Genomic DNA, 20,192 nt, shown 5'->3' on the forward strand with positions numbered 1-20,192 from the left:
GGCCCCTTCCTGCACGGAAAGCGTCAAGAAGGGGCCCCTGCTTACACCTCAGGCGCCGCGCAGGGTAGCGCCGAAACGCTCCGCAGCACGGGCGACGGCCGCGTCGCGGGCCGCCACCGCCTCCTCGACCGTCAGGGTCCGGTCGGTGGCCCGGAAGGTCATCTTGTACGCCAGCGACCTGCGCCCCGCGCCGAGCTGCTCGGAGGCGTACACGTCGAAGAGCCGAAGGCCCTCCAGCAGCTCGCCGGCCCCCTCGACCAAGGCATGCTGCACCTCGGCGGCCGGCACCCGCTCGTCCACCACGAGGGCCACGTCGATCAGCGCCGGTGGGAAGCCGGAGATCGTCGGGGCCGGGGCGACCGGGGCGGGCGGCAGCGCGTCGAGGTCCAGCTCCATGGCGCTGGTGCGCCTCGGCAGCTCCAGCGCGGCCAGCACGCTCGGGTGCAGCTCACCGGCGTGCCCGATCACGACCCCGTCGACCAGCAGCTCGGCGCAGCGGCCAGGGTGCCAGGGTGCGTGCGCGGCGGCCCGCACCTCGACCCGGTCGGCGGGGATGTCGGCAGCGGCGAGCACGGCCCGGCCGGCCTCGACCGCGTCCGCCCAGCTCGCCGCCCGTCCGGCGCCCCACCAGCCGGCCGGCTCGACGTCCCCAACCAGCACCACGGCGACGTGCCGGGGCTGGTCGGGCACGACCGCGTCGGCGGCGGCGAACTCGGCGTCGGTGGGCCGCCGCTGCACGCCCATCACCGGCGGGGCGCCGGCGCCGGGGCGCGGGTGGAAGACCGCCCCGATCTCGTACAGGGCGATGTCGCGGTGACCCCGACCGAGGTTGCGCTTGCAGATGCCCAGCAGCGGACCGAGCAGCGTGGTGCGCAGCAGCGGCTCCTCCTCCGACAGCGGGTTGGCCACCCGCACCGCGCGGCGGCGCTGGTCGTCGGCGGGCAGGCCGAGCAGGTCGGCCAGCTCACCGGCGACGAACGGGTGGGCCAGCACCTCGACGTACCCGCGCTCGGCGAGCGACCGGGCCACCGCCCGGTACCGCCGCTGCTGCCAGGTCAGCCCCCGGCCGGGGGGCGCGGTGGGCAGCACCGACGGCACCCGGTCGTACCCGTCAAGGCGGACCACCTCCTCGACCAGGTCGGCCGGGTCGGTGAGGTCCGGACGCCAGCTCGGCGGGACGACGGTGAGCACGTCCGCACCGCCGGCGGCCGGGACGGCTGCGGAGCCCGGATCCTCGCCCAGCCGGTCGGTGCCCCGGGTGACGGTGCAGCCAACCTGCTCCAGCAGGGACACCACCCGCTCGGGCGAGTAGCTGACGCCGACCCGCCGGCTTGGCAGGTCCGCCGGGAGGGTGACCGGGGTCCGCGGCCGGACGTGGTCGAGGTCGAGGATCTCCGCACCGGCGGTGCCGCCGGCGTGCTCGGTGAGCAGCCGGACCGCCCGCTCGATGGCGACCAGCGCCAGGGCCGGGTCGACGCCCCGCTCCCAGCGCTTCGCCGCCTCGCTGAACAGCCGGTGCCGGCGGGCGGTGCGCCCGACCATCACCGGGTCCCAGTGCGCGGCCTCGAAGAGCACGTCGGTGGTGGAGGCGACAACCTCGCTGGTCTCGCCGCCCATCACAGCGGCGAGCGAGATCGGGACGCCACCGCCCTCCCCGGCGAGGGTGCCGGGCAGCCCGGCGTCGCAGATCACCATGTCCTCGGCGGTCAGGGTGCGGGTGACCCCGTCCAGGGTGGTGAGCTTCTCCCCCGCCTCGGCCCGGCGCACCACCAGCGGCCCCGAGATCCGGTCGGCGTCGAAGGCGTGCATCGGCTGGCCCAGTTCGAGCATCACGTAGTTGGTGACGTCGACCGGCAGCGAGATGCTGCGGATGCCGGCGACGGTGAGCCGCTGCCGCATCCAGCCGGGGCTCGGCGCCGTCGGGTCGATCCCGCGCACCATCCGGGCGGCGAACCGGTCACAGCCGACGGTGTCGCGCACCTCGACCGGGTACGCCGGCTCGGCCGTGGGAGCCGGGGCGGGTGCCAGGCCCGGGTCGCGGAACGGCACGCCGAGGGCGTGGGCCAGCTCCCGGGCGATGCCGCGGACGCTCAGCGCGTACCCCCGGTCCGGGGTGATCTCCAGCTCGACGACGACGTCGTCGAGGCTGAGCACCGGGCGGGCGTCGTCGCCGGGCTTCGCCGGGGAGTCCGCGGGCAGCACGATGATGCCCGAGTGGTCGTCGCCCAGGCCCAACTCCTTGGCCGAGCAGATCATGCCTGCGGAGTTGCGCCCGTACGTCTTGCGCGCGCCGATGGCGAAGCCGCCGGGCAGCACACCGCCGGGAAGGATCACCACCACCCGGTCGCCGGGGGCGAAGTTACGCGCCCCGCAGACGATCTCCTGCGGCTCGCCGGTGCCGTTGGCCGCACCGACGTCGACCCGGCAGAACCGGATGGGCTTCTTGAAGCCGGTGAGCTCCTCGACCTCCAGGACCTCGCCGATAACCAGGGCGCCGGTGACGCTCGCGCGCAGGTCCACCACGGACTCGACCTCGATGCCGAGGTCGACCAGCGCCTGCTCCAGGTCGTCGGCGGGCAGGTCGACGGGGAGGTCGACGTACTCCCGCAGCCAGCTGACAGAAACTCGCATGACTTTTCAGACCACCGTCTCGTTGTCTCGTCCCCGCACCGTCTACGCCCCGGCCCCGAACGCGCGGGTGAACCGCACGTCGCCCTCGGCCATGTCCCGCATGTCGCTGACCCCGTGGCGGAACATCACGGTCCGGTCGATGCCCATGCCGAACGCGAATCCGGAGTAGACCTCCGGGTCGATCCCGCAGGCGCGCAGCACCCGGGGGTTGACCATCCCGCAGCCGCCCCACTCGACCCAGCGCGGCCCGTCGCGGTGCTCCGGGAACCACACGTCGAACTCGGCGGACGGCTCGGTGAACGGGAAGTAGTGCGGCCGCCAGCGGGTCTTCGCACCCTCGCCGAACATCGCCCGGGCGAAGTGGTCGAGGGTGCCGCGCAGGTGCGCCATGGTGATTCCCCGGTCCACCACCAGGCCCTCGACCTGGTGGAAGACCGGGGCGTGGGTGGCATCCAGCTCGTCGGTGCGGTAGACCCGGCCGGGCACCACCACGTAGATCGGCGGCCGACGGGTCAGCATAGTGCGCGCCTGCACCGGGGAGGTGTGGGTGCGCAGCACCAGGCCGGAGCTCTCCGCACCCTCCGGGGGTGCGATGTGGAAGGTGTCCATCAGGCCCCGGGCCGGGTGGTCGGCGGGGATGTTGAGGGCGTCGAAGTTGGTCCACTCCAGCTCGACCTCGGGCCCCTCGGCCACCTCGTAGCCCATCCCGACGAATAGGTCGCTGATCTGCTCCATCAGGGTGCTCAGCGGGTGCCGGGCACCGCGCGGGCGGCGGTCGTAGGGCAGCGTGACGTCGACCCGCTCCTCCACCAGCACCCGCTCGGCCTGCTCGCGTTCGAGGACCTCCGCGCGGGCGGCGTAGCTGGCCTCGATCGCCCGGCGGGCCTCGTTGACCCGCTTGCCTGCGTCGGACTTCGCAGCCGGCGGCAGCGCGCCGATCTCCCGGCGGGCCAGCGAGACCGGGGACCGGTCGCCGAGGTGCGCGGGGCGCAGCGCGGTCAGCGCGTCCGGGTCGGCAGCGGCGGCGAACGCCCGTTCGGCGTCGGCCACGGCGCCGGCCAGGGCGTCCGGGTCGAGCAGGGCGACCTGCTTCGGGTCGTACGGATCGTTGCGGTAACTCATGGCGTACGGGCACTCCCTCACGGCGGCGGCCGACCCTCACGGGTGGCTAGCTGAGTCTACGGACGCGCGGCTGTGCCGCAGCCCGCCGGTGGGAGTTCGCGCAGGGGGAAGGGTCAGGCCCGCCGCCCGCCGACACCGGCGGGCTGGCTAAACGAACGCCGTGACGCGTTCATCATGTGGACCGCTCCCCTGCTGTGGGATCGCGCTGACGCTGTTGTGGACCGCGCTGACGCTGTTCTGGGATCACTGACGATCAGCGTCAGCGCAGCGCTCTCGCTGAAGCGTACAGGCAGACGGCGGCAGCCGCAGCCAGGTTGAGGCTCTCGGCCCGGCCGTGCAGCGGCACCCGTACCCGGGCGTCGGCGGCGGCGGTCAGCTCCTCGGAGAGCCCGTGCGCCTCGGAGCCGAACAGCCAGGCGCTCGGGGCCGCGAGGGCACCGGAGTCGACGAGGTCGTCGAGGTCGCTGTCGCCGTACCCGGTGGTGGCGAAGATCGAGAGCCCGGCGGCGCGGAGCGCTTCGACCACCGCGTGGGGGTCGGGCGCGCGCACCACGTCGACGTGGAAGAGGCTGCCGGCGGAGGCCCGCACGCACTTGCCGTTGTACGGGTCGACGGCGTCGCCGGCGAAGACCACCGCGCCGGCTCCGGCGGCGTCGGCGGTGCGCAGCACGGTGCCAGCGTTGCCGGGGTCGCGAATCTCGGCGAGCACCGCCACGAGGCGGGGACCAGCGGCGAGGGCGGCGTGCAGCGACACGTCGAGGTGCCCGCAGACGGCGACCAGCCCCTGCGGGGCGACGGTCTCGGCGAGCGCGGCGAGGGCGTCGTCGGTGACCTCGGAGACCGGCAGGTCGGCGCGGGCGGCGAGCGCGGCCAGGTCGGCGTGCCGGTCCAGGGCGGCCGGGGTGCCGAACAGCTCGACGACGGTACCGGGGCGGGCGAGGGCCTCCCGGACAGCCTGTGGGCCCTCGGCGAGGAACCGGCCGGCGGCGTCGCGGTCCCGGCGGCGGTGCAGCCGCCGCGCCGCGGCGACCCTGGGGGTACGCGGGGTGAAAGGCATGGGATGCGGCTCCGGAGCACGACCGAGGCGCCCGCCGCGCGTCGTGGACGACACGGGAGGCGCCTCGGTCGGGTGCTGGCGGATCAGGCGGCCTGAGCCGCCGCGCCACCGGTGCCCTCGGCCGCCACAGCGGCGCGGGCGACCTCGACGATCGCGGCGAAGGCCACGGTGTCGTTGACGGCCAGGTCGGCCAGGATCTTGCGGTCGACCTCGACGCCGGCCAGGCGCAGGCCCTGGATCAGCCGGTTGTAGGTCATCCCGTTGGCGCGGGCGCCCGCGTTGATCCGGGTGATCCACAGCTGCCGGAAGTCGCCCTTGCGGTCGCGACGGTCCCGGTAGGCGTACTGCATCGAGTGCAGCACCTGCTCCTTGGCCTTGCGGTACAGCCGGGAGCGCTGACCGCGATAACCGCTCGCGGACTCCAGCAGGGTACGACGCTTCTTCTGGGCGTTTACAGCCCGCTTGACGCGTGCCATCTCAACTCCTTATTCGGTTCAGGTGGCGCGCGTCAGCGGCCGAGCAGCTTCTTGATGCGCTTGACATCGGCCTTGGCCACCTCGACGGTGCCGGTCAGCCGGCGGGTGCGGGTGGAGGCCTTCTTCTCCAGGAGATGGCGCTTGCCGGCCTGCTCGGTGACGAGCTTGCCCCTGCCGGTCACCTTGACCCGCTTACCCATGCCCGTGTGGCTCTTCATCTTCGGCATTGGAACGTCTCTCCCCTGTTACTGGCCGCTGGTGTCGGCGGTCGTGCCGGTCTCACCGGCTGCTGCGGTCTCGCCAGCCGTCGGGGTCTCGTCAGCCGCCGGAGCCGCGGATTCCTCCGCGGCCCGGTCCCGAGGGGCACCACGGGACGCCGTTGCGGCGACCGCGGAGGCCTTGACGGCCCGGTGCGGAGCGAGAACCATGATCATGTTTCGGCCGTCCTGCTTCGGAGCGGCCTCGACGTATCCCAGCTCCGTGATCTCGGACTCGAGCCGACGCAGGAGCCGGTAACCCAGCTCCGGACGACTCTGCTCGCGACCGCGGAACATGATCGTCACCTTGACCTTGTCGCCGGCCTTGAGGAACCGCACCACGTGACCCTTCTTGGTCTCGTAGTCGTGCGGGTCGATCTTCGGCCGGAGCTTCATCTCTTTGATGACGGTCTGCTGCTGGTTACGCCGCGCTTCGCGCGCCTTGAGTGCGCTCTCGTACTTGAACTTGCCGAAGTCCATGAGCTTGCACACCGGCGGGCGCGCCATCGGCGCAACCTCGACCAGGTCCAGGTCGACGTCCGCGGCCAGCTGAAGGGCGCGCTCCAGCGGGACGATGCCCACCTGCTCACCCTCGGGGCCGACCAGTCGGACCTCACGTGCCCGGATCTGCTCGTTCACGCGTGGTTCGACGCTGATGGGGCCTCCTCGAGTCGATGTCTCCTCTGGTGGCCGACTCCGCGGCTCCCGTAGTGGGAGCCGACTCGGAAAGCAGAAGGCCCCGGCGCATGCCAGGGCCCGCTCGACCGGTCGGCACGATCAGATGATCGCGCATCCGGGACCGGGACGTGCCCGGAACCGGTGACCGGGACCCGGCCACCAACTGGGGTGACTCGGGTGGGAGCAGGCGCTCCGCTTCATGACCACCCACACGTGGGACACGGGGGCAGTCTGGTCGACTCAGTAACCCTACACCCTGGCCCGATCCCACCCCGAATCGGGCACCCGGGTCACGACGTCGCCCGCTCGGCCGACGGGCTGGCCGGCAGCGGCAATCAGCGGCCGGCCGCACCGCCGGCAAGGGCCGCGAGGTGGGCCTGGTGCAGTCGGCGCAGGGCGCGGACCCCCTCGACCGCCAACTCCTTGTCGGCCGCCTGGAGCGCCACCATCGGCAGCAGGTCGTCGTCGTGCAGCTCCAGGCTCGCCCACGGCGCGCCCCGGTCGAAGCGGACCCCCCGGACGACCTCCCAGGGCAGCTCGTGCGAGCCGAGCACGTTACGCACCCGCACGCCGCGCGCGTCCGCCTCCACGCGAGGCCGGGTGAACAGCAGGATGCCCAGCGCGCCGAAGAGGCCCAGGCCGATCATGGCGAGCTGGTCGCCACGCTGGAAGGCGCCGTAGCCCCCGCCGGTTGCGCCGGTCAGCGAGGTCGCCACCAGGCTGAACACCACCAGCAGCGCGGCGGCCGAGACCCAGCAGACCAGCCGGATCCGGCGGGGCCGCAGGGTCACCAGTTCGGTATCGCTCACCCCACCAGTCTGCCACCCGGCCGCACCGGCCCACCCGCCGCCACACTCAATCACCGCCCCAGGCGACGACCGCCCCGGCCTGCGAACGGCGTCACCGCCCCGGCCGGCGGAGCCCCGTCAGCCCCGGTTCGGCCGGCCGGCCACGCCCGCAACGGCCTGGGCCGGGGCGGCCGGAACCGGTGTCGACGGGGGCCTGCCCCGGCCGGCGACCACCACCGCGGCCAGGGTCAGCAGCGCACCGACCAGCACGGGCCACCGCAGTCCGGCCCCGCCCGGCAGCACCAGGTCCAGCAGCAGGGCGCCGCCGAGCTGGCCGGCGACCAGAGCCAGCCCGGTGCGCAGCACCCCCACCGCCCGCACCCCGAGCATCAGGGCGAGCACGATGCCGACGCCGAGCAGCCCGCCGGCGTACAGGTACCAGTCGTGCGGCCAGGTCGGCTCGGGCCCGGTGAAGGCGCCGGCGAGCGCGGCCACCACGACGATGGCCGGGGTGCCAACGGTGAAGTTGATCGCGATGCCCGCGGTGGTGGTGCCGGCGGCCGAGACCCGGCCGTTGAGCGCGGACTGGAGTGCGACCGCCGCCCCGCCCGCCACAGCGAGCAGGACCCCGCCGACGGCAACGCCGCCGACCGGCCGGCCCAACTGGGCCAGGGCGACGGCGAGCACGCCGAGCAGCGCGCCGGTGACCCGGGGAGCGGTCAACCTCAGCCGGCCCAGCGGTGCCAGCCCGACCCGGTCCGCCGTGAGCCCACCGATGCTGCCCCCGGCCACCTGCGCGATGGTGAAGACCGCGATGCCGAGCACCGGGACGACGTAGGCGGCGACCGTCACGATCACCGCCCCGCCCAACCCGCCGAGGTACGACCACCACGGCAGCCGGGCCCGCCGCAATGCGGCGAGCCCGACCCGGGTCGATCTGAGGCCCAGCAGGCCGACGAGCACCACCAGGCACCCGCCGAGGTTGTTCACCAGCGCGCCGAAGACCGGGTCGCCGGCCCGTTCTCCCAGCAAGGCGTTGCCCGTCCCCTGGGCGGCGGAGGCCACCCCGCCCAGCACCACCAGGGCGAGGGCTGCCGCCGGAGGCAGCGGCCTCACAGCCGGCAGGCGTGGATATTCGTGACCAGGATGGCGCGGGCACCGAGCTCGTAGAGCTCGTCCATGATCCGGTGCACGTCGTCGCGCTGCACCATCGCCTGCACCGCCACCCAGCCCTCGCGGTGCAGCGGTGAGACGGTGGGCGACTCGATGCCGGGGGTGAGCGAGCTGGCCCGGTCGAGCAGCCCGGCCGGCACGTCGTACGCGAGCATCACGTAGCGGCGGGCGACCAGCACCCCGTGCATCCGGCGCAGCAGTTGCGCCGCCTGCGGGTGCTCGGGGGCGTCGACCCGGCGGACCAGCACCGCCGAGGAGACCAGCAGCGGGTCGCCGATGATCTCCAGGCCGGCCTGGCGCAGGGTGGCCCCGGTGGAGACGACGTCGGCCACCACGTCGGCGACGCCGAGGCGGACGGCGTTCTCCACCGCCCCGTCCAGCCGGATCACGTCGGCGGTCAGCCCGTGCTCGTCGAGGTAGCGGCGGACCACCCCCGGGTACGCGGTGGCGATCCGGTGGCCGCCCAACTCATTCGGGGAGGCGATGGCATCCGGGCGGGCGGCGAAGCGGAAGGTGGCGCCGCCGAAGGCGAGGTCGACGACCTCCTCGGCGGGTGCGCCGGAGTCGACCAGCAGGTCCCGGCCGGTGATGCCGAGGTCCAGGTCCCCGGAGCCGACGTAGGTGGCGATGTCCCGGGGACGCAGGTAGAGGAACTCGACGTCGTTGGCCTCGTCCCGGCAGACCAGGTCCTTGGGGTCGCGGCGCTGCCGGTAACCGGCCTCGCGCAGCATCTGGGCGGCCGGCTCGGCCAGGGTGCCCTTGTTGGGAATGGCGACACGCAACATAGCGGAGTGCTCCTTCGATCGGTGGAGAAGATCAGCGGGCGGGCACTCACAGATGTCGGTAGACGTCCTTCAGCTCAAGACCGGTGGCCAGCATCAGCACCTGCGCCTGGTAGAGCAGCTGGGAGATCTCCTCGGCCGCCCGTTCCGGGCCCTCGTGCTCGGCCGCCATCCACGACTCGGCCGCCTCCTCTACGACCTTCTTGCCGATGAAGTGCACCCCCTTCTCCAGCGCGGCCACCGTGCCCGAGCCGGGGGTGCCGGCAGCGGCCTTGGCCTGCAGCTCGGCGAACAACTCCTCGAACGTCTTCACGGATGCGATTCTTCCAGCACCCGCGAGCCCGGCCGCGCGGCGGGTCCCGGCCGCATGGGCCGGTCCGGCCGCATGGGCCGGTCCCGGCGCGACGGCAAGGCACGGTTCGGGTGCGACGGCAAGGCAAGGACCGGACGGGGCCCGGTTTCCTATCAACATGGTGGGACAACCCTGCGGAAATTCCACCGCCGGTCGTACCCTTTCGGCCATGCCCCGCAGCTCAGGACCCCTCACGCTCACCGCCCTCTGCGCCGTCCTCGTCTCGGTCGCCGCCTGCGCGCCCCAGGACGACGCTCCCACCGACACTGCCACCCCCGCCGCCACGGCGGGCCCGGCGTGTTCCAAGGACAAGCTGCCCACCCGCACCGCCGGCAAGCTCACCGTCGCCACCGACGAGCCGGCGTACGCGCCGTGGTTCACCGACAACAAGCCGGAGAGCGGCGAGGGCTTCGAGGCCGCCGTGGCCTATGCGGTGGCCGGGAAGCTCGGGTACGCCCCCGGCGACGTCACCTGGGCCCGGGTGAAGTTCGACACGGCCGTCGCGCCCGGACCGAAGAACTTCGACTTCGACATCAACCAGTTCTCCATCACCGAGGAGCGCAAGCGGGCGGTCGACTTCTCCAGCCCGTACCACCTGGTCCGGCAGGCCGTGATCGCGCCGAAGTCCGGAAAGATCGCCGGGAAGAAGTCCCTGGCCGACCTGCGCGGCGCGAAGCTCGGTGCCCAGGTCGGGACGACCAGCTACCAGGCCATCACCCAGGTGATCAAGCCGAAGACGAAGCCGCAGGTCTACAACAGCAACGACGACGCCAAGAAGGCCCTGCAGAACGGGCAGATCGACGGCCTGGTGGTGGACCTGCCCACCGCCTTCTACATCACCGGCGCGGAGCTCACCGACACCACGATCGTCGGGCAGCTCCCCCAGGTTGGCGCCCCCGAGGCGTTCGGGCTGCTGCTGGACCGTGGCTCCCCGCTCACCGCCTGCGTCAGCGGGGCGGTCGACCAGCTCCGCGGCGACGGCACGATCAAGAAGCTGGAGCAGAAGTGGCTGGCCCAGGTCGCGGGAGCGACCGAGCTGACGTGACCGCGCTCGCATACGTCCCCTCCGAGGCACAGCGACGGCGGGCCGCGTACCGGCGTCGACAGACGATCACCAGCGTGCTGGTCGCCGCCGCCTCCACGGCGGCGCTCGGCACGCTGCTGGTCGTCGCGGTGACCGGGGCACCCGGCTGGGACCGGGTCCGGGAGTCCTTCGCCGACCCGGCGATCGCCCGGGACGCGCTACCCGCGGTGCTCACCGGGCTCTGGCTCAACCTCCGGCTGCTGGTCTGCTGCGCGGCCGGCGCGCTCCTGCTCGGCCTGGTGATCGCGCTGCTGCGGACGCTGCGCGGCCCGGTCTTCTTCCCGGTCCGGGTGCTGGCCACCGGCTACACGTACACCTTCCGGGGACTGCCGCTGATCATCGTGCTCTACCTGCTCACCCTGGGCGTTCCCGGGCTGCGGTTGCAGGGCATGCCGTCGGTGCTGGTGCTCGGCGGGCTGGCGCTGGTGCTCACCTACGGCGGATACCTGGCGGAGGTGATCCGCGCCGGCATCGAGTCGGTGCACCCCAGCCAGCTCGCCGCGGCCCGCTCGCTGGGGCTGAACTACCGACAGACCATGCGCCACGTGGTGCTCCCGCAGGCCGTCCGCCGGGTCGCCCCGCCGCTGCTCAACGACGTGGTGGCGTTGCAGAAGGACGTCGGGCTGGTCTCGCTGGCCGGCCCGATCGACGCGGTCCGGGCCGCGCAGATCGCCACCGCCGAGACGTTCAACTACACGCCGTACGTGCTGGCCGGGGTGCTGTTCGTGCTGCTGGCGATCCCGCTGATCGCGGTCACCGACGCGGTGACGCTGCGGGCCGCCCGCCGCCAGGGAAGGGGCTGACGATGACGCTGCTGAGGTGTCGGGGGCTGCGCAAGTCGTACGCCGGTCAGGTGGTGCTCGACGGCCTGGACCTGGCCGTCGACGAGCATCAGGTGGTGGCGCTGATCGGGGCGTCCGGGTCGGGCAAGTCGACCCTGCTGCGCTGCGTCAACCTGCTGGAGGAGCTGGACGACGGCACCATCGAGCTGGACGGGACGGACATCTCCGACCCCCGGGTGGATCCGGACCGGGTGCGCCGGCGGATCGGGATGGTCTTCCAGTCGTACAACCTCTTCCCGCACCTGAGCGTGCTCGACAACGTCACCCTGGCCCCGGTCCGGGTGCACCGGCGGGCCCGCGCCGAGGCACAGGCGCAGGCCCGGGAGCTGCTGGACCGGGTGGGGCTCGGCGAGAAGGCCGACGCCTACCCCGACCGGCTCTCCGGCGGCCAGCAGCAGCGGGTGGCGATCGTCCGGGCGCTGGCCAACTCCCCCCGGCTGATGCTCCTCGACGAGGTGACCTCCGCGCTCGACCCGGAACTGGTCGGCGAGGTGCTGACCCTGATCCGCGACCTGAAGGCCGACGGCATGACGATGGTGCTGGCCACCCACGAGATGAGCTTCGCCCGCGAGGTCGCCGACCAAGTCTGCTTCCTCGACGGCGGACGGGTCATCGAGGCCGGGCCGCCAGAACGGGTCCTCGGCGAGCCGACCGAACCCCGGACGCGTCAATTCCTGCACCGCATCATCGAAGCCGGCCGCCTCTAACCGGCCGCTACGGCACTGCCCAGGGCCGAGGAAGGGCACGCTCACCGGGGTTCCGAGCCACCAAGGGCACCTCCTGAGCAGGGCACTTTTCTATTCATATCCTTGCCATCCCCCAGCGAAGGGCCGAGGCTAGTCGAATCCCGGCTCGCTCGACCCACTGGTCAAACCGATCGAACCGCCGAGCGGGGTCACGGTGGTCAGCCGGGACCTGGACGCGACCCCGGCCGCCGGGAAGTACAACATCTGCTACGTCAACGCCTTCCAGGTGCAGCCCGGCGAGGTCTCCTGGTGGCAGCAGAACCACGACGACCTGCTGCTGCGCGACTCCGATGGGGAGTACGTCGTCGACGGCGACTGGGACGAGATCCTGCTCGACATCCGCACCGCCGCGAAGCGCACCGCGATCGCCGCCATCGTCAACGGCTGGATCAGCGGCTGCGCCGCCGACGGCTTCAAGGCGGTCGAGCCCGACAACATCGACTCGTACGACCGCTCCGACGACCTGCTCACCATGGCCAACGCGGTCGCGTACCTGAAGTTGCTGGCCCCGTACGCGCACGCCGCCGGGCTCGCCATCGGGCAGAAGAACACCGTCGAGCTCGGGACCAAGGGCAAGGCCGCCGGCCTGGACTTCGCCATCGCCGAGGAGTGCGGCCGCTACAACGAGTGCGGCGACTACAAGGCCGTCTACGGCAACAACCTGATCGTCATCGAATACACCAGCAACGCTTACACCAAGGCCTGCACCGCGGTCGGCGCGAGCGTCTCGGTGGTCCGCCGCGACGTCAACGTCACCGCGCCGGGCAGCTCCACGTACGTCTACAACGCCTGCTGACGCCACGATTGGCCACGGCGGCCGGCATCGGGATTCGCTCCCGACGCCGGCCGCCCGGCGTACGTGCCGCACTCCACACCGACGAGCACCGGGCCCGGCGGGACCGGTCAGCGGCCGAAGCCGAGCCGCTGCCCGGCGGCGGCGTCCAGGCCCCGCACGGACAGCGCGGCGTCCAGCGCCGCCACCGTCGCCGACCAGCCCTTGTCCTCGGCGGATCCGGGGAGCCCGGACCGGTCCCGGGCCTGCTCGATGGTCTCCACCGTGAGCACCCCGTGCGCGACTGGCTTGCCCTCGTCGAGGGCCACCCGGGTCAGCCCGTCGGTGACCGAGCGGCAGACGTAGTCGAAGTGGGCGGTGGCGCCCCGGACCACCACGCCGAGGGCGACCACCACGTCGAAGCGGCGGGCCATCGCCTGGGCAACCACCGGCAGCTCCACCGAGCCGGCGACCCGGGCCACCACCGACCGGGCCCCGCACGCCTGTGCGGCGGCGACCGCCCGGTCGAGCATGTGGTCGGTCAGCTCGCCGTGCCAGCGGGCGGCGACGATGCCGACCGTCATCCCGGCGGCGTCCACCGCCACCACCCCTGGCTCACCGAAACCCGCCATCGCTACGCTCCGATCTCGTCGTCGGCGACCGGGCGGCCCATCGGGGCCTCGGTCACCTCGTCCAACTCGTCCAACAGGTGGCCCATCCGGTCCCGCTTCGTGCGCAGGTAACGCACGTTCTCGGGGTTCGAGCGCACCGGCAGCCCCTCGCGGCCGATGACCGTCAGGCCGTACCCCTCCAGGCCGGCCCGCTTGGCCGGATTGTTGGTCAGCAGCCGCATCGACCGCACGCCCAGGTCATAGAGGATCTGCGCGCCGGTGCCGTAGTCCCGGGCGTCGGCCGGCAGCCCCAGGTCGAGGTTGGCGTCCACGGTGTCCCGGCCCAGGTCCTGCAGCTGGTACGCCTGGAGCTTATGCAGCAGGCCGATCCCACGCCCCTCATGCCCGCGTACGTAGAGCACCACGCCACGGCCCTCCTCGGCGACCCGAGCCAGCGCGGCCTGCAACTGCGGGCCGCAGTCGCAGCGCAGCGAGCCGAAGACGTCGCCGGTCAGGCACTCGGAGTGCACCCGCACCAGCACGTCCTCCCCGTCGCCGAGCTCCCCCATCACCAGGGCGACGTGCTCGGCCGGGTCGTGCTCGGCGCGGTACCCCAGCGCCCGGAAAACCCCGTGCGGGGTGGGCATCCGGGCCGCGGCCACCTGCTCCACCTGTTTCTCGGTGTGCCGCCGGTGGGCGACCAGGTCGGCGATGGTGATCAGGGTGAGGCCGTGCTCGGCGCAGAACTTCTCCAGGTCGGGCAGGCGCATCATGGTGCCGTCGTCGTTGACCAGCTCGCAGAGCACCCCGGCGGGCCGCAGCCCGGCCAGCCGGGTCAGGTCGATCGCCGCCTCGGTGTGCCCGGGCCGGCGCAGCACCCCGCCCTCGCGGGCCCGCAGCGGCACCACGTGCCCGGGCCGGGCCAGGTCGGTGGGGTCGGTGGACGCGGCGGCGAGCAGCCGGATGGTGTGCGCCCGGTCGGCCGCCGAGATGCCGGTGCTGATCCCCTCCCGGGCGTCCACCGTCACCGTGTACGCGGTGCCCCGCCGGTCCTGGTTGGTGTGGTGCATCGGCGGCAGGTCCAGCCGCTCGCACTCGCTGTCGGTGAGCGGCACGCAGATGTAGCCGGAGGTGTACCGGACCATGAACGCGACCAGCTCCGGGGTGGCCAGTTCGGCCGCGAAGATCAGGTCGCCCTCGTTCTCCCGGTCGGCGTCGTCGACCACGACGACCGGCCGGCCGGCGGCGATGTCCGCCACCGCCTGCCCGATGCTGGCGAAGGGGCTTTGCTCGCTCATGCCGACACTCCGATTCGCTCGCTGGGTGCGCTCATGCGACGACCTCCGAGTAGCTGGGCGGGAGGGTGGCGCGGGTCGGTCGGACGGCGCGGGAGGTGCGCCACCAGGCGGCGAAGCCCCAGGCACAGAAGGCGCCGTAGACGAGGTACATGGCCGCCGACGGGTAGAAGCCGCCGCGCAGCAGCAGCGGCACGCCGACGGCGTCCACGGCGATCCAGACCAGCCAGAACTCCACCCAGCCCCGGGCCATGCCGTAGGTGGCCAGGAGGCTGCCGGTGAGGATCCAGGCGTCCGGCAGCGGACCCCAGGAGCCGAGCGCGGCCAGCACCGGGTACGCGACGGCGGTGCCGATCACGGCGGCCAGCAGCACGCCGATCCGCTCCCGCCCGGTGGCCCAGCGCGGCGCGACCGCGGGCTGGTCTCCGTCGACGCCGCTGCTGCGGCGGTTGCGCGACCAGCGCCACCAGCCGTAGACGCTGACCGCGAAGAAGAACACCTGCCGGCCGGCCTGGCCGTAGAGGTCGTGCTCCTGCGGGGTGACGAACACCCCGCCGAGGAAGACGGTCAGCAGCAGCGCGTTGCCGACCATGCCGACCGGCCAGGCCCAGACCACGCGGCGCAGGCCGAGCAGCGCCGAGCCCAGGCCGAAGACATTGCCGACGATCTCCCGGACCAGCACCGGCGAGCCGGCGACATGCAGTTGGGCGTCGAGCAGCCAGCCGAGCGGGCCCATCACCGCCCGCCCCCGCCGGTCACCCGATCGCCGAGCAGCCGCTCCACGTACTTGGCGAGCACGTCCACCTCCAGGTTGACCGGGTCGCCGACCTCGCGGGCGCCGAGGGTGGTCAGCCTGAGGGTGGTGGGGATCAGCCCGACGGCGAACCAGTCCGGCCCGACGTCGGCGACCGTCAGCGACACCCCGTCGACGGTGATCGAGCCCTTCTCGACCACGTACCGGCCCAGGGCGGTGGGGAGGCGGAAGCGGACCGTCTCCCACTGCTCAGCCGGCTCCCGGGAGAGCACCTCACCGACCCCGTCGACGTGGCCCTGCACGATGTGCCCGCCGAGCCGGCTGTTCAGCGCGGCGGCGCGTTCCAGGTTGACGGGGCCACCGGGGCGCAGCGTGCCGAGCGCCGAGCGGCGCAGCGTCTCCCCCATCACGTCGGCGGTGAAGACGCCCTGGTCGACGTCGACCACGGTGAGGCAGACTCCGTTGACTGCGATGGAGTCGCCGTGCCGGGCGTCGGTGGTGACCAGCGGGCCACGTACCGCGACCAGCGCGGAGTCGCCCCCGGTCTCGGTCACCCGGACGACCTCGCCCAGTTCTTCGACGATGCCGGTGAACATCTCAGCCCTCCCTCTTGCGGGGCAGCGCGGTGATCCGCAGGTCGGGGCCGACCTGCGTGACGTCGGTGAGTTCCAGGTCGATGGCGTCGGCGATGGTCGTCACCCCGGCGTCGGCCAGCGCGGTCGGCCCGGCGCCGAGCAGCTTCGGCGCGACGTACCCGATGACCCGGTCGACCAGGCCGGCGGCGAGGAAGCCGCCGGCCAGCGTGGGGCCACCCTCCAACAGTGCGGCCCGGACCCCCCGGTGGTGCAGCTCCGCGAGCAGCGACGGCAGGTCGACCCGGCCGTCCGGGCCGGCACCGACCTCCGCGGCGGTGGCGATCCACGTCCGGGCGGCGCCGTCACGGACCAGGGCGTCGGCGGGGGTACGCCCGTGGCTGTCCACCACCACCCGCAGCGGCTGCCGGATGGCCAGCGTGCCGTCGCGCAGGTTGCGGGCGGTGAGCCGGGGATCGTCGGCGAGCACGGTGCCCACCCCGACGATCACCGCGTCGACCGTGCCGCGCAGCGCGTGCACGTCGGTCCGGGCGGCCTCCGAGGTGATCCACATGCTGGTGCCGTCGGTGGCGGCGGAGCGCCCGTCGAGGGTGGCGGCGTACTTCCAGATCAGGTACGGCCAGCCGCGGCGCATCGAGGTGAGCCAGGCGACGTTGCCGGCCTCGGCCTCCTCGGAGCCAACCCCGAACTCGACCTGGACGCCGGCGGCGCGCAGGGTGGCGGCGCCGCCGGAGGCCACCGGGTTGGGGTCGGGCACGGCGACGACCACCCGGGCGATGCCGGCGACGATCAGGGCGTGGCTACACGGGCCGGTGCGGCCGGTGTGGTCGCATGGTTCCAGGGTGACCACGGCGGTGCCGCCCTGGGCCCGTCGGCCGGCCTGGGCGAGGGCGACTATCTCGGCGTGCGGGCCGCCCGCGTACGCGTGGAATCCCTCCCCGACGACCTCGCCGTCCGGATCGAGCAGCACGCAGCCGACCGCCGGGTTGGGGCTGGTGGTGCCGATCCCCCGGGCCGCGAGCGTGATCGCCCGACGCATCGCCTCGTCCACGGAGCCACTGGCCATCGCCCTGCCTGTCCTCTCGCTCGCCGATCGCGCGGGCGGGGCGGGAGGTTACGGGCAGGCGGAAGCGGAATCCGGGGACGGCAGAGCCGACCCCGGCAAGCCCGGACGGCGCTGAGTCAGCGGCCGACAGGGCCCGCCCCGTCCCGCGCGCTGTCTCCCATCCGGACTTTCTGGGGGTGGGCTGGCCCGCCCCCAACCGTCGGCCCCGGAGTCTCACCAGGTCCACCGGGCAGCATGGCCGTCCGGGTCGCGGGCTTACCACGGTTGGACCGTGGATCACCGCCGGTTCGGAATTACACCGAGTCCCGCCAGCGCGTGGTGGGTACCCCAGAAGTGTGGCACGGCACGCGTCTCGCGTCTGCCCTCAGGGTGCCACCTCACACACGTACAGCTGATTCACGAAACGCTGCGTCGCCGATCGACCGCCACGTACGAGCCGGGCTGGCTCTTCGCCACCGTCTTCATCTCCGAGGCGGCGGCGATCGCCTCCAACGGGTTGACGAAACGCTTGTCGGAGTCGGAGACGGACACCCCGATCGAGAGGGTGACCAACGCCGCGCGGCGGATGTTGCCCCGGCGGTCCTTCAGCTCGACGTAGCCGCGCTCGGCATCGGACGGGTCGTAGAGCCGATCGGCGGCGTTCTCGAAGTCCACCACCGCCCGGGAGGTCAACGGCCGGACCTGCTCGGGGACGCAGACGATGACGAAGTCGTCGCCGCCGACGTGGCCGAGGAACGCCGGTGGCAGCCCGATCGCGACGACCGCCCGGTGCAGGCTGCGGGCCAGCGCCGAGATGAACTCGTCGCCCCGGACGAAGCCGTACCGGTCGTTGACGCTCTTGAACCGGTCGATGTCGACGTAGCCGACTGCGTAGTCGGCGCCGTTGCGAACCCGGTCGGTGATCTCCCGGCGGATGCGGGAGTTGCCGGGCAGGCCGGTCAGCGGTGAGACCTCCCGGAACTCCTTGTTGCGGCGCAGGGTGGAGCTGACCCTGGCCACCAGCTCGGCGGTGTCGAAGGGCTTGACCAGGTAGTCGTCCGCGCCGGCGCTGAGCCCGTGGACCTTGTCCACGGTCATCCCCTTGGCCGTCAGCATGATCACCGGCAGGGCGGAGGTCATCGGGTCGGCGCGTAGCCGCCGCGTCAGCTCCAGCCCGTCGATGCGCGGCATCATCAGGTCGATCACCGCCAGGTCGGGCCGCTGCCGCTCGATCATCTCGAGCGCTTCCTGGCCGTCACCGGCGTGGATCACCTCGAAGCCGTGCAGCCGCAGGTTGAACTCGACGAACCGGGCGATATCGGCGTCGTCGTCGACGACGAGGATGACGTCGGGTCGCTCCTCGGCCGGCTCCACCTCAGGCCCCGGCGACCGCGCGCTCCGCCAGACCCCGCAGGCGGCGGACCGCCTCGGCCGGGTCCTCGGCGCCGTAGACCGCGGTACCGGCGACGAAGGCGTCCGCGCCGGCGGCGGCGGCCTGCTCGATGGTATCCGCGGCGATCCCGCCGTCGACCTCGATGCGCAGCTCCAGGTGGCCCGCGTTGACGTGCCGGCGGGCGGCGCGCACCTTGTCCAACAGTTCGGGGACGAACCGCTGCCCGCCGAAGCCGGCCTTGATCGTCATGATCAGCAACGTGTCGAAGCTGGGCAGCAGCTCCAGGTACGGCTCGATCGGAGTGTCCCGGTCGATGGCCAGACCGGCCTTCGCGCCGGCCGCGCGCAGGTCCTTCGCCAGCGCCACCGGGTTGTCGCACGCCTCGGCGTGGAACGTGACGTTGTACGCCCCGGCGTCGGCGTACCCGGGGGCCCAACGGCGCGGGTCGGTGATCATCAGGTGCACGTCGAACGGCAGCCGGGTCACCGCCCGCAGGCTCTGCACCACTGGCAGCCCGATGGTCAGGTTCGGCACGAAGTGGTTGTCCATGACGTCCACGTGCAGCCAGTCCGCGGCGCCTTCGACGGCACGGACCTCATCGGCGAGGTGGGCGAAATCGGCGGCGAGAATACTGGGCGCGACGATCAGAGGCGGTACGGTCACCGGGCCAGTGTACGAATGCCGTCCTCCGTCGCCCGCATCGCGGCACCATCTGGGAGGCGCGCCCGGTGCGACCGGGAGCACCCGCGAGCCGGGCACCGGTGTCGTATGCTCCACGCTCCGTGGCGCGACCGGCGGGGGATCCGGATGACCGCGACCATCGGCGATGGGAGGTCGGACGGATGCGGCGATGGTGGGCGGTGGTCGCCGTGGGCGCGGCAGTGGCATTGACCGGCTGCGGCACGCCCGCCGGGATAGACGGGGACCTCGCCGACGACTGGCGGGCGATGGCCGCGCCGACACAGTTCGTGCCGGCCGCCGGGGTCTGCCACTCCGCGTTCTCCGACGTCGGCTACCTCACCGGCTACCAGCCGGTGGACTGCGGCACCACCCACCGGGTGGAGACCGTCCACGTCGGCACGCTGACCGGAGCGCCCGCCGAGCGGAGCGCTCCCCCGGCCGTCGGATCGGCCGGGAGGAAGGCCGCCCGCACCGAATGCGACCGAAAGGTCGACAGGGCGGTCGGCGCCAACTGGCGCGCGGGCCGGCTCGCCGTCACCACGGTCTTCCCGTCGCAGCAGGCGTGGGAGGGCGGGGCGCGGTGGTTCCGCTGCGACCTCAACGAGGTGGAGAGCCTCGACGACCTCACCGTCGTTCCCCGCAGCGGCAGCCTGAAGGGCGCGCTGACCGCAAGCTCCACCCTGGCCCACCGCTGCTTCAACCCGAAGACCGTCAAGGACGACGTGAAGGAGATGGCCCCCACCCCCTGCACCAGCAGGCACCGGGCGGAGTTCGTCGGCATCTACCGGGCCCCCGACGTCCCCTTCGACCAGATCGACAAGAACCGGCTGCGCATCCACAAGGGCTGCCAGGCCCTGATCGCCTCGTACGCCAAGCTGCCGAACAACGGCGACATGCAGTACCGGGCGGGGACGATCTTCTACCACCCCTTCGAGGAGGAGTGGAAGAACGGCAACCGTGGGGTGCAGTGCTTCCTCTGGGTCGAGCGCGTCCTCACCCGCTCGATGAAGGGCGCCGGCGCCAGGGCCCTGCCGATCCAGTGACCCGCTCCGCCGGTTCG

Annotated in this window: 21 protein-coding genes, 1 pseudogene and 1 riboswitch; of the genes and pseudogenes, 5 read left to right on the plus strand and 17 right to left on the minus strand. The window is 72.9% G+C overall.

Annotated elements, in window-relative coordinates:
- Positions 1-48: 48 nt before the first annotated feature.
- The 10 genes from pheT to SNR22_RS18845 form a co-directional block, all read right to left on the minus strand.
- Complete coding sequence (gene pheT / locus SNR22_RS18800) at positions 49-2,631, minus strand: phenylalanine--tRNA ligase subunit beta (protein WP_320067914.1); 2,583 nt, start codon at positions 2,629-2,631, stop codon at positions 49-51.
- A 42-nt stretch (positions 2,632-2,673) separates the two neighbouring features.
- A complete protein-coding gene (pheS, locus tag SNR22_RS18805) occupies positions 2,674-3,753 on the minus strand; it encodes a phenylalanine--tRNA ligase subunit alpha (protein ID WP_320067915.1) in 1,080 nt (359 codons plus the stop codon).
- Positions 3,754-4,012: 259 nt separating this feature from the next.
- On the minus strand, positions 4,013-4,810 hold the full coding sequence (locus SNR22_RS18810) for an RNA methyltransferase (RefSeq protein WP_320067916.1): 798 nt from the start codon (positions 4,808-4,810) through the stop codon (positions 4,013-4,015).
- Between the two features lie 83 nt (positions 4,811-4,893).
- Positions 4,894-5,286: a 50S ribosomal protein L20 gene (gene rplT, locus SNR22_RS18815; protein WP_320067917.1), complete on the minus strand. Its 393-nt coding sequence runs from the start codon at positions 5,284-5,286 to the stop codon at positions 4,894-4,896.
- 32 nt (positions 5,287-5,318) lie between these two features.
- Complete coding sequence (gene rpmI / locus SNR22_RS18820; protein ID WP_320067918.1) at positions 5,319-5,513, minus strand: 50S ribosomal protein L35; 195 nt, start codon at positions 5,511-5,513, stop codon at positions 5,319-5,321.
- 18 nt (positions 5,514-5,531) lie between these two features.
- A complete protein-coding gene (infC, locus tag SNR22_RS18825) occupies positions 5,532-6,182 on the minus strand; it encodes a translation initiation factor IF-3 (RefSeq protein ID WP_320067919.1) in 651 nt (216 codons plus the stop codon).
- Between the two features lie 374 nt (positions 6,183-6,556).
- A complete protein-coding gene (locus SNR22_RS18830; RefSeq protein WP_320067920.1) occupies positions 6,557-7,030 on the minus strand; it encodes a PH domain-containing protein in 474 nt (157 codons plus the stop codon).
- 117 nt (positions 7,031-7,147) lie between these two features.
- Entirely contained in the window at positions 7,148-8,125 is a 978-nt protein-coding gene (locus tag SNR22_RS18835) for a DMT family transporter (protein WP_320067921.1), read from the minus strand.
- A complete protein-coding gene (gene hisG / locus SNR22_RS18840; RefSeq protein ID WP_320067922.1) occupies positions 8,122-8,967 on the minus strand; it encodes an ATP phosphoribosyltransferase in 846 nt (281 codons plus the stop codon). The genes SNR22_RS18835 and hisG overlap by 4 nt, the downstream gene beginning before the upstream one ends.
- A 46-nt stretch (positions 8,968-9,013) precedes the next feature.
- The gene (locus tag SNR22_RS18845) at positions 9,014-9,286 is read right to left on the minus strand and encodes a phosphoribosyl-ATP diphosphatase (RefSeq protein ID WP_320068063.1); all 273 of its coding nucleotides are present in this window, start codon (positions 9,284-9,286) and stop codon (positions 9,014-9,016) included.
- 199 nt (positions 9,287-9,485) lie between these two features.
- Between SNR22_RS18845 and SNR22_RS18850 the strand changes: the two genes are divergently transcribed.
- From SNR22_RS18850 to SNR22_RS18865, 4 genes and pseudogenes are all read left to right on the plus strand, one after another.
- Entirely contained in the window at positions 9,486-10,361 is an 876-nt protein-coding gene (locus SNR22_RS18850; RefSeq protein ID WP_320067923.1) for an ABC transporter substrate-binding protein, read from the plus strand.
- Complete coding sequence (locus SNR22_RS18855) at positions 10,358-11,203, plus strand: ABC transporter permease subunit (protein WP_320067924.1); 846 nt, start codon at positions 10,358-10,360, stop codon at positions 11,201-11,203. Before SNR22_RS18850 ends, SNR22_RS18855 begins: the two co-directional genes overlap by 4 nt.
- Positions 11,204-11,205: 2 nt before the next feature.
- Entirely contained in the window at positions 11,206-11,949 is a 744-nt protein-coding gene (locus SNR22_RS18860) for an amino acid ABC transporter ATP-binding protein (RefSeq protein ID WP_320067925.1), read from the plus strand.
- A 175-nt stretch (positions 11,950-12,124) separates the two neighbouring features.
- Positions 12,125-12,784, plus strand: a pseudogene (locus SNR22_RS18865) (endo alpha-1,4 polygalactosaminidase); the annotation flags it as partial.
- 107 nt (positions 12,785-12,891) lie between these two features.
- On the opposite strand, the gene ribH reads toward SNR22_RS18865, so the two are convergent.
- The 7 genes from ribH to rpe form a co-directional block, all read right to left on the minus strand.
- Positions 12,892-13,392, minus strand: coding sequence for a 6,7-dimethyl-8-ribityllumazine synthase (gene ribH / locus SNR22_RS18870; RefSeq protein ID WP_320067926.1), 501 nt, complete (start codon positions 13,390-13,392; stop codon positions 12,892-12,894).
- 2 nt (positions 13,393-13,394) lie between these two features.
- Positions 13,395-14,669 (minus strand): bifunctional 3,4-dihydroxy-2-butanone-4-phosphate synthase/GTP cyclohydrolase II, encoded by a 1,275-nt coding sequence (locus SNR22_RS18875; RefSeq protein ID WP_320067927.1) that lies wholly within the window; start codon positions 14,667-14,669, stop codon positions 13,395-13,397.
- Positions 14,670-14,700: 31 nt separating this feature from the next.
- Complete coding sequence (gene pnuC / locus SNR22_RS18880) at positions 14,701-15,402, minus strand: nicotinamide riboside transporter PnuC (protein WP_320068064.1); 702 nt, start codon at positions 15,400-15,402, stop codon at positions 14,701-14,703.
- A complete protein-coding gene (locus SNR22_RS18885) occupies positions 15,402-16,016 on the minus strand; it encodes a riboflavin synthase (RefSeq protein ID WP_320067928.1) in 615 nt (204 codons plus the stop codon). Before SNR22_RS18885 ends, pnuC begins: the two co-directional genes overlap by 1 nt.
- A 1-nt stretch (position 16,017) precedes the next feature.
- Positions 16,018-17,079 carry a bifunctional diaminohydroxyphosphoribosylaminopyrimidine deaminase/5-amino-6-(5-phosphoribosylamino)uracil reductase RibD gene (gene ribD, locus SNR22_RS18890; RefSeq protein WP_320067929.1) on the minus strand — a complete coding sequence of 354 codons (1,062 nt, stop codon included), beginning with the start codon at positions 17,077-17,079 and terminating at the stop codon, positions 16,018-16,020.
- Between the two features lie 145 nt (positions 17,080-17,224).
- A riboswitch (FMN riboswitch) is annotated at positions 17,225-17,396 on the minus strand.
- A gap of 79 nt (positions 17,397-17,475) precedes the next feature.
- Positions 17,476-18,432: a response regulator gene (locus SNR22_RS18895; protein ID WP_320067930.1), complete on the minus strand. Its 957-nt coding sequence runs from the start codon at positions 18,430-18,432 to the stop codon at positions 17,476-17,478.
- Position 18,433: 1 nt separating this feature from the next.
- Complete coding sequence (gene rpe, locus SNR22_RS18900; RefSeq protein ID WP_320067931.1) at positions 18,434-19,114, minus strand: ribulose-phosphate 3-epimerase; 681 nt, start codon at positions 19,112-19,114, stop codon at positions 18,434-18,436.
- A 179-nt stretch (positions 19,115-19,293) separates the two neighbouring features.
- On the opposite strand from rpe, the gene SNR22_RS18905 reads away from it, so the two are divergent.
- On the plus strand, positions 19,294-20,175 hold the full coding sequence (locus SNR22_RS18905; RefSeq protein WP_320067932.1) for a septum formation family protein: 882 nt from the start codon (positions 19,294-19,296) through the stop codon (positions 20,173-20,175).
- The last annotated feature ends 17 nt before the right edge of the window (positions 20,176-20,192 follow it).

Source organism: Micromonospora sp. RTGN7 (assembly GCF_033804645.1).
GTDB lineage: Bacteria > Actinomycetota > Actinomycetes > Mycobacteriales > Micromonosporaceae > Micromonospora.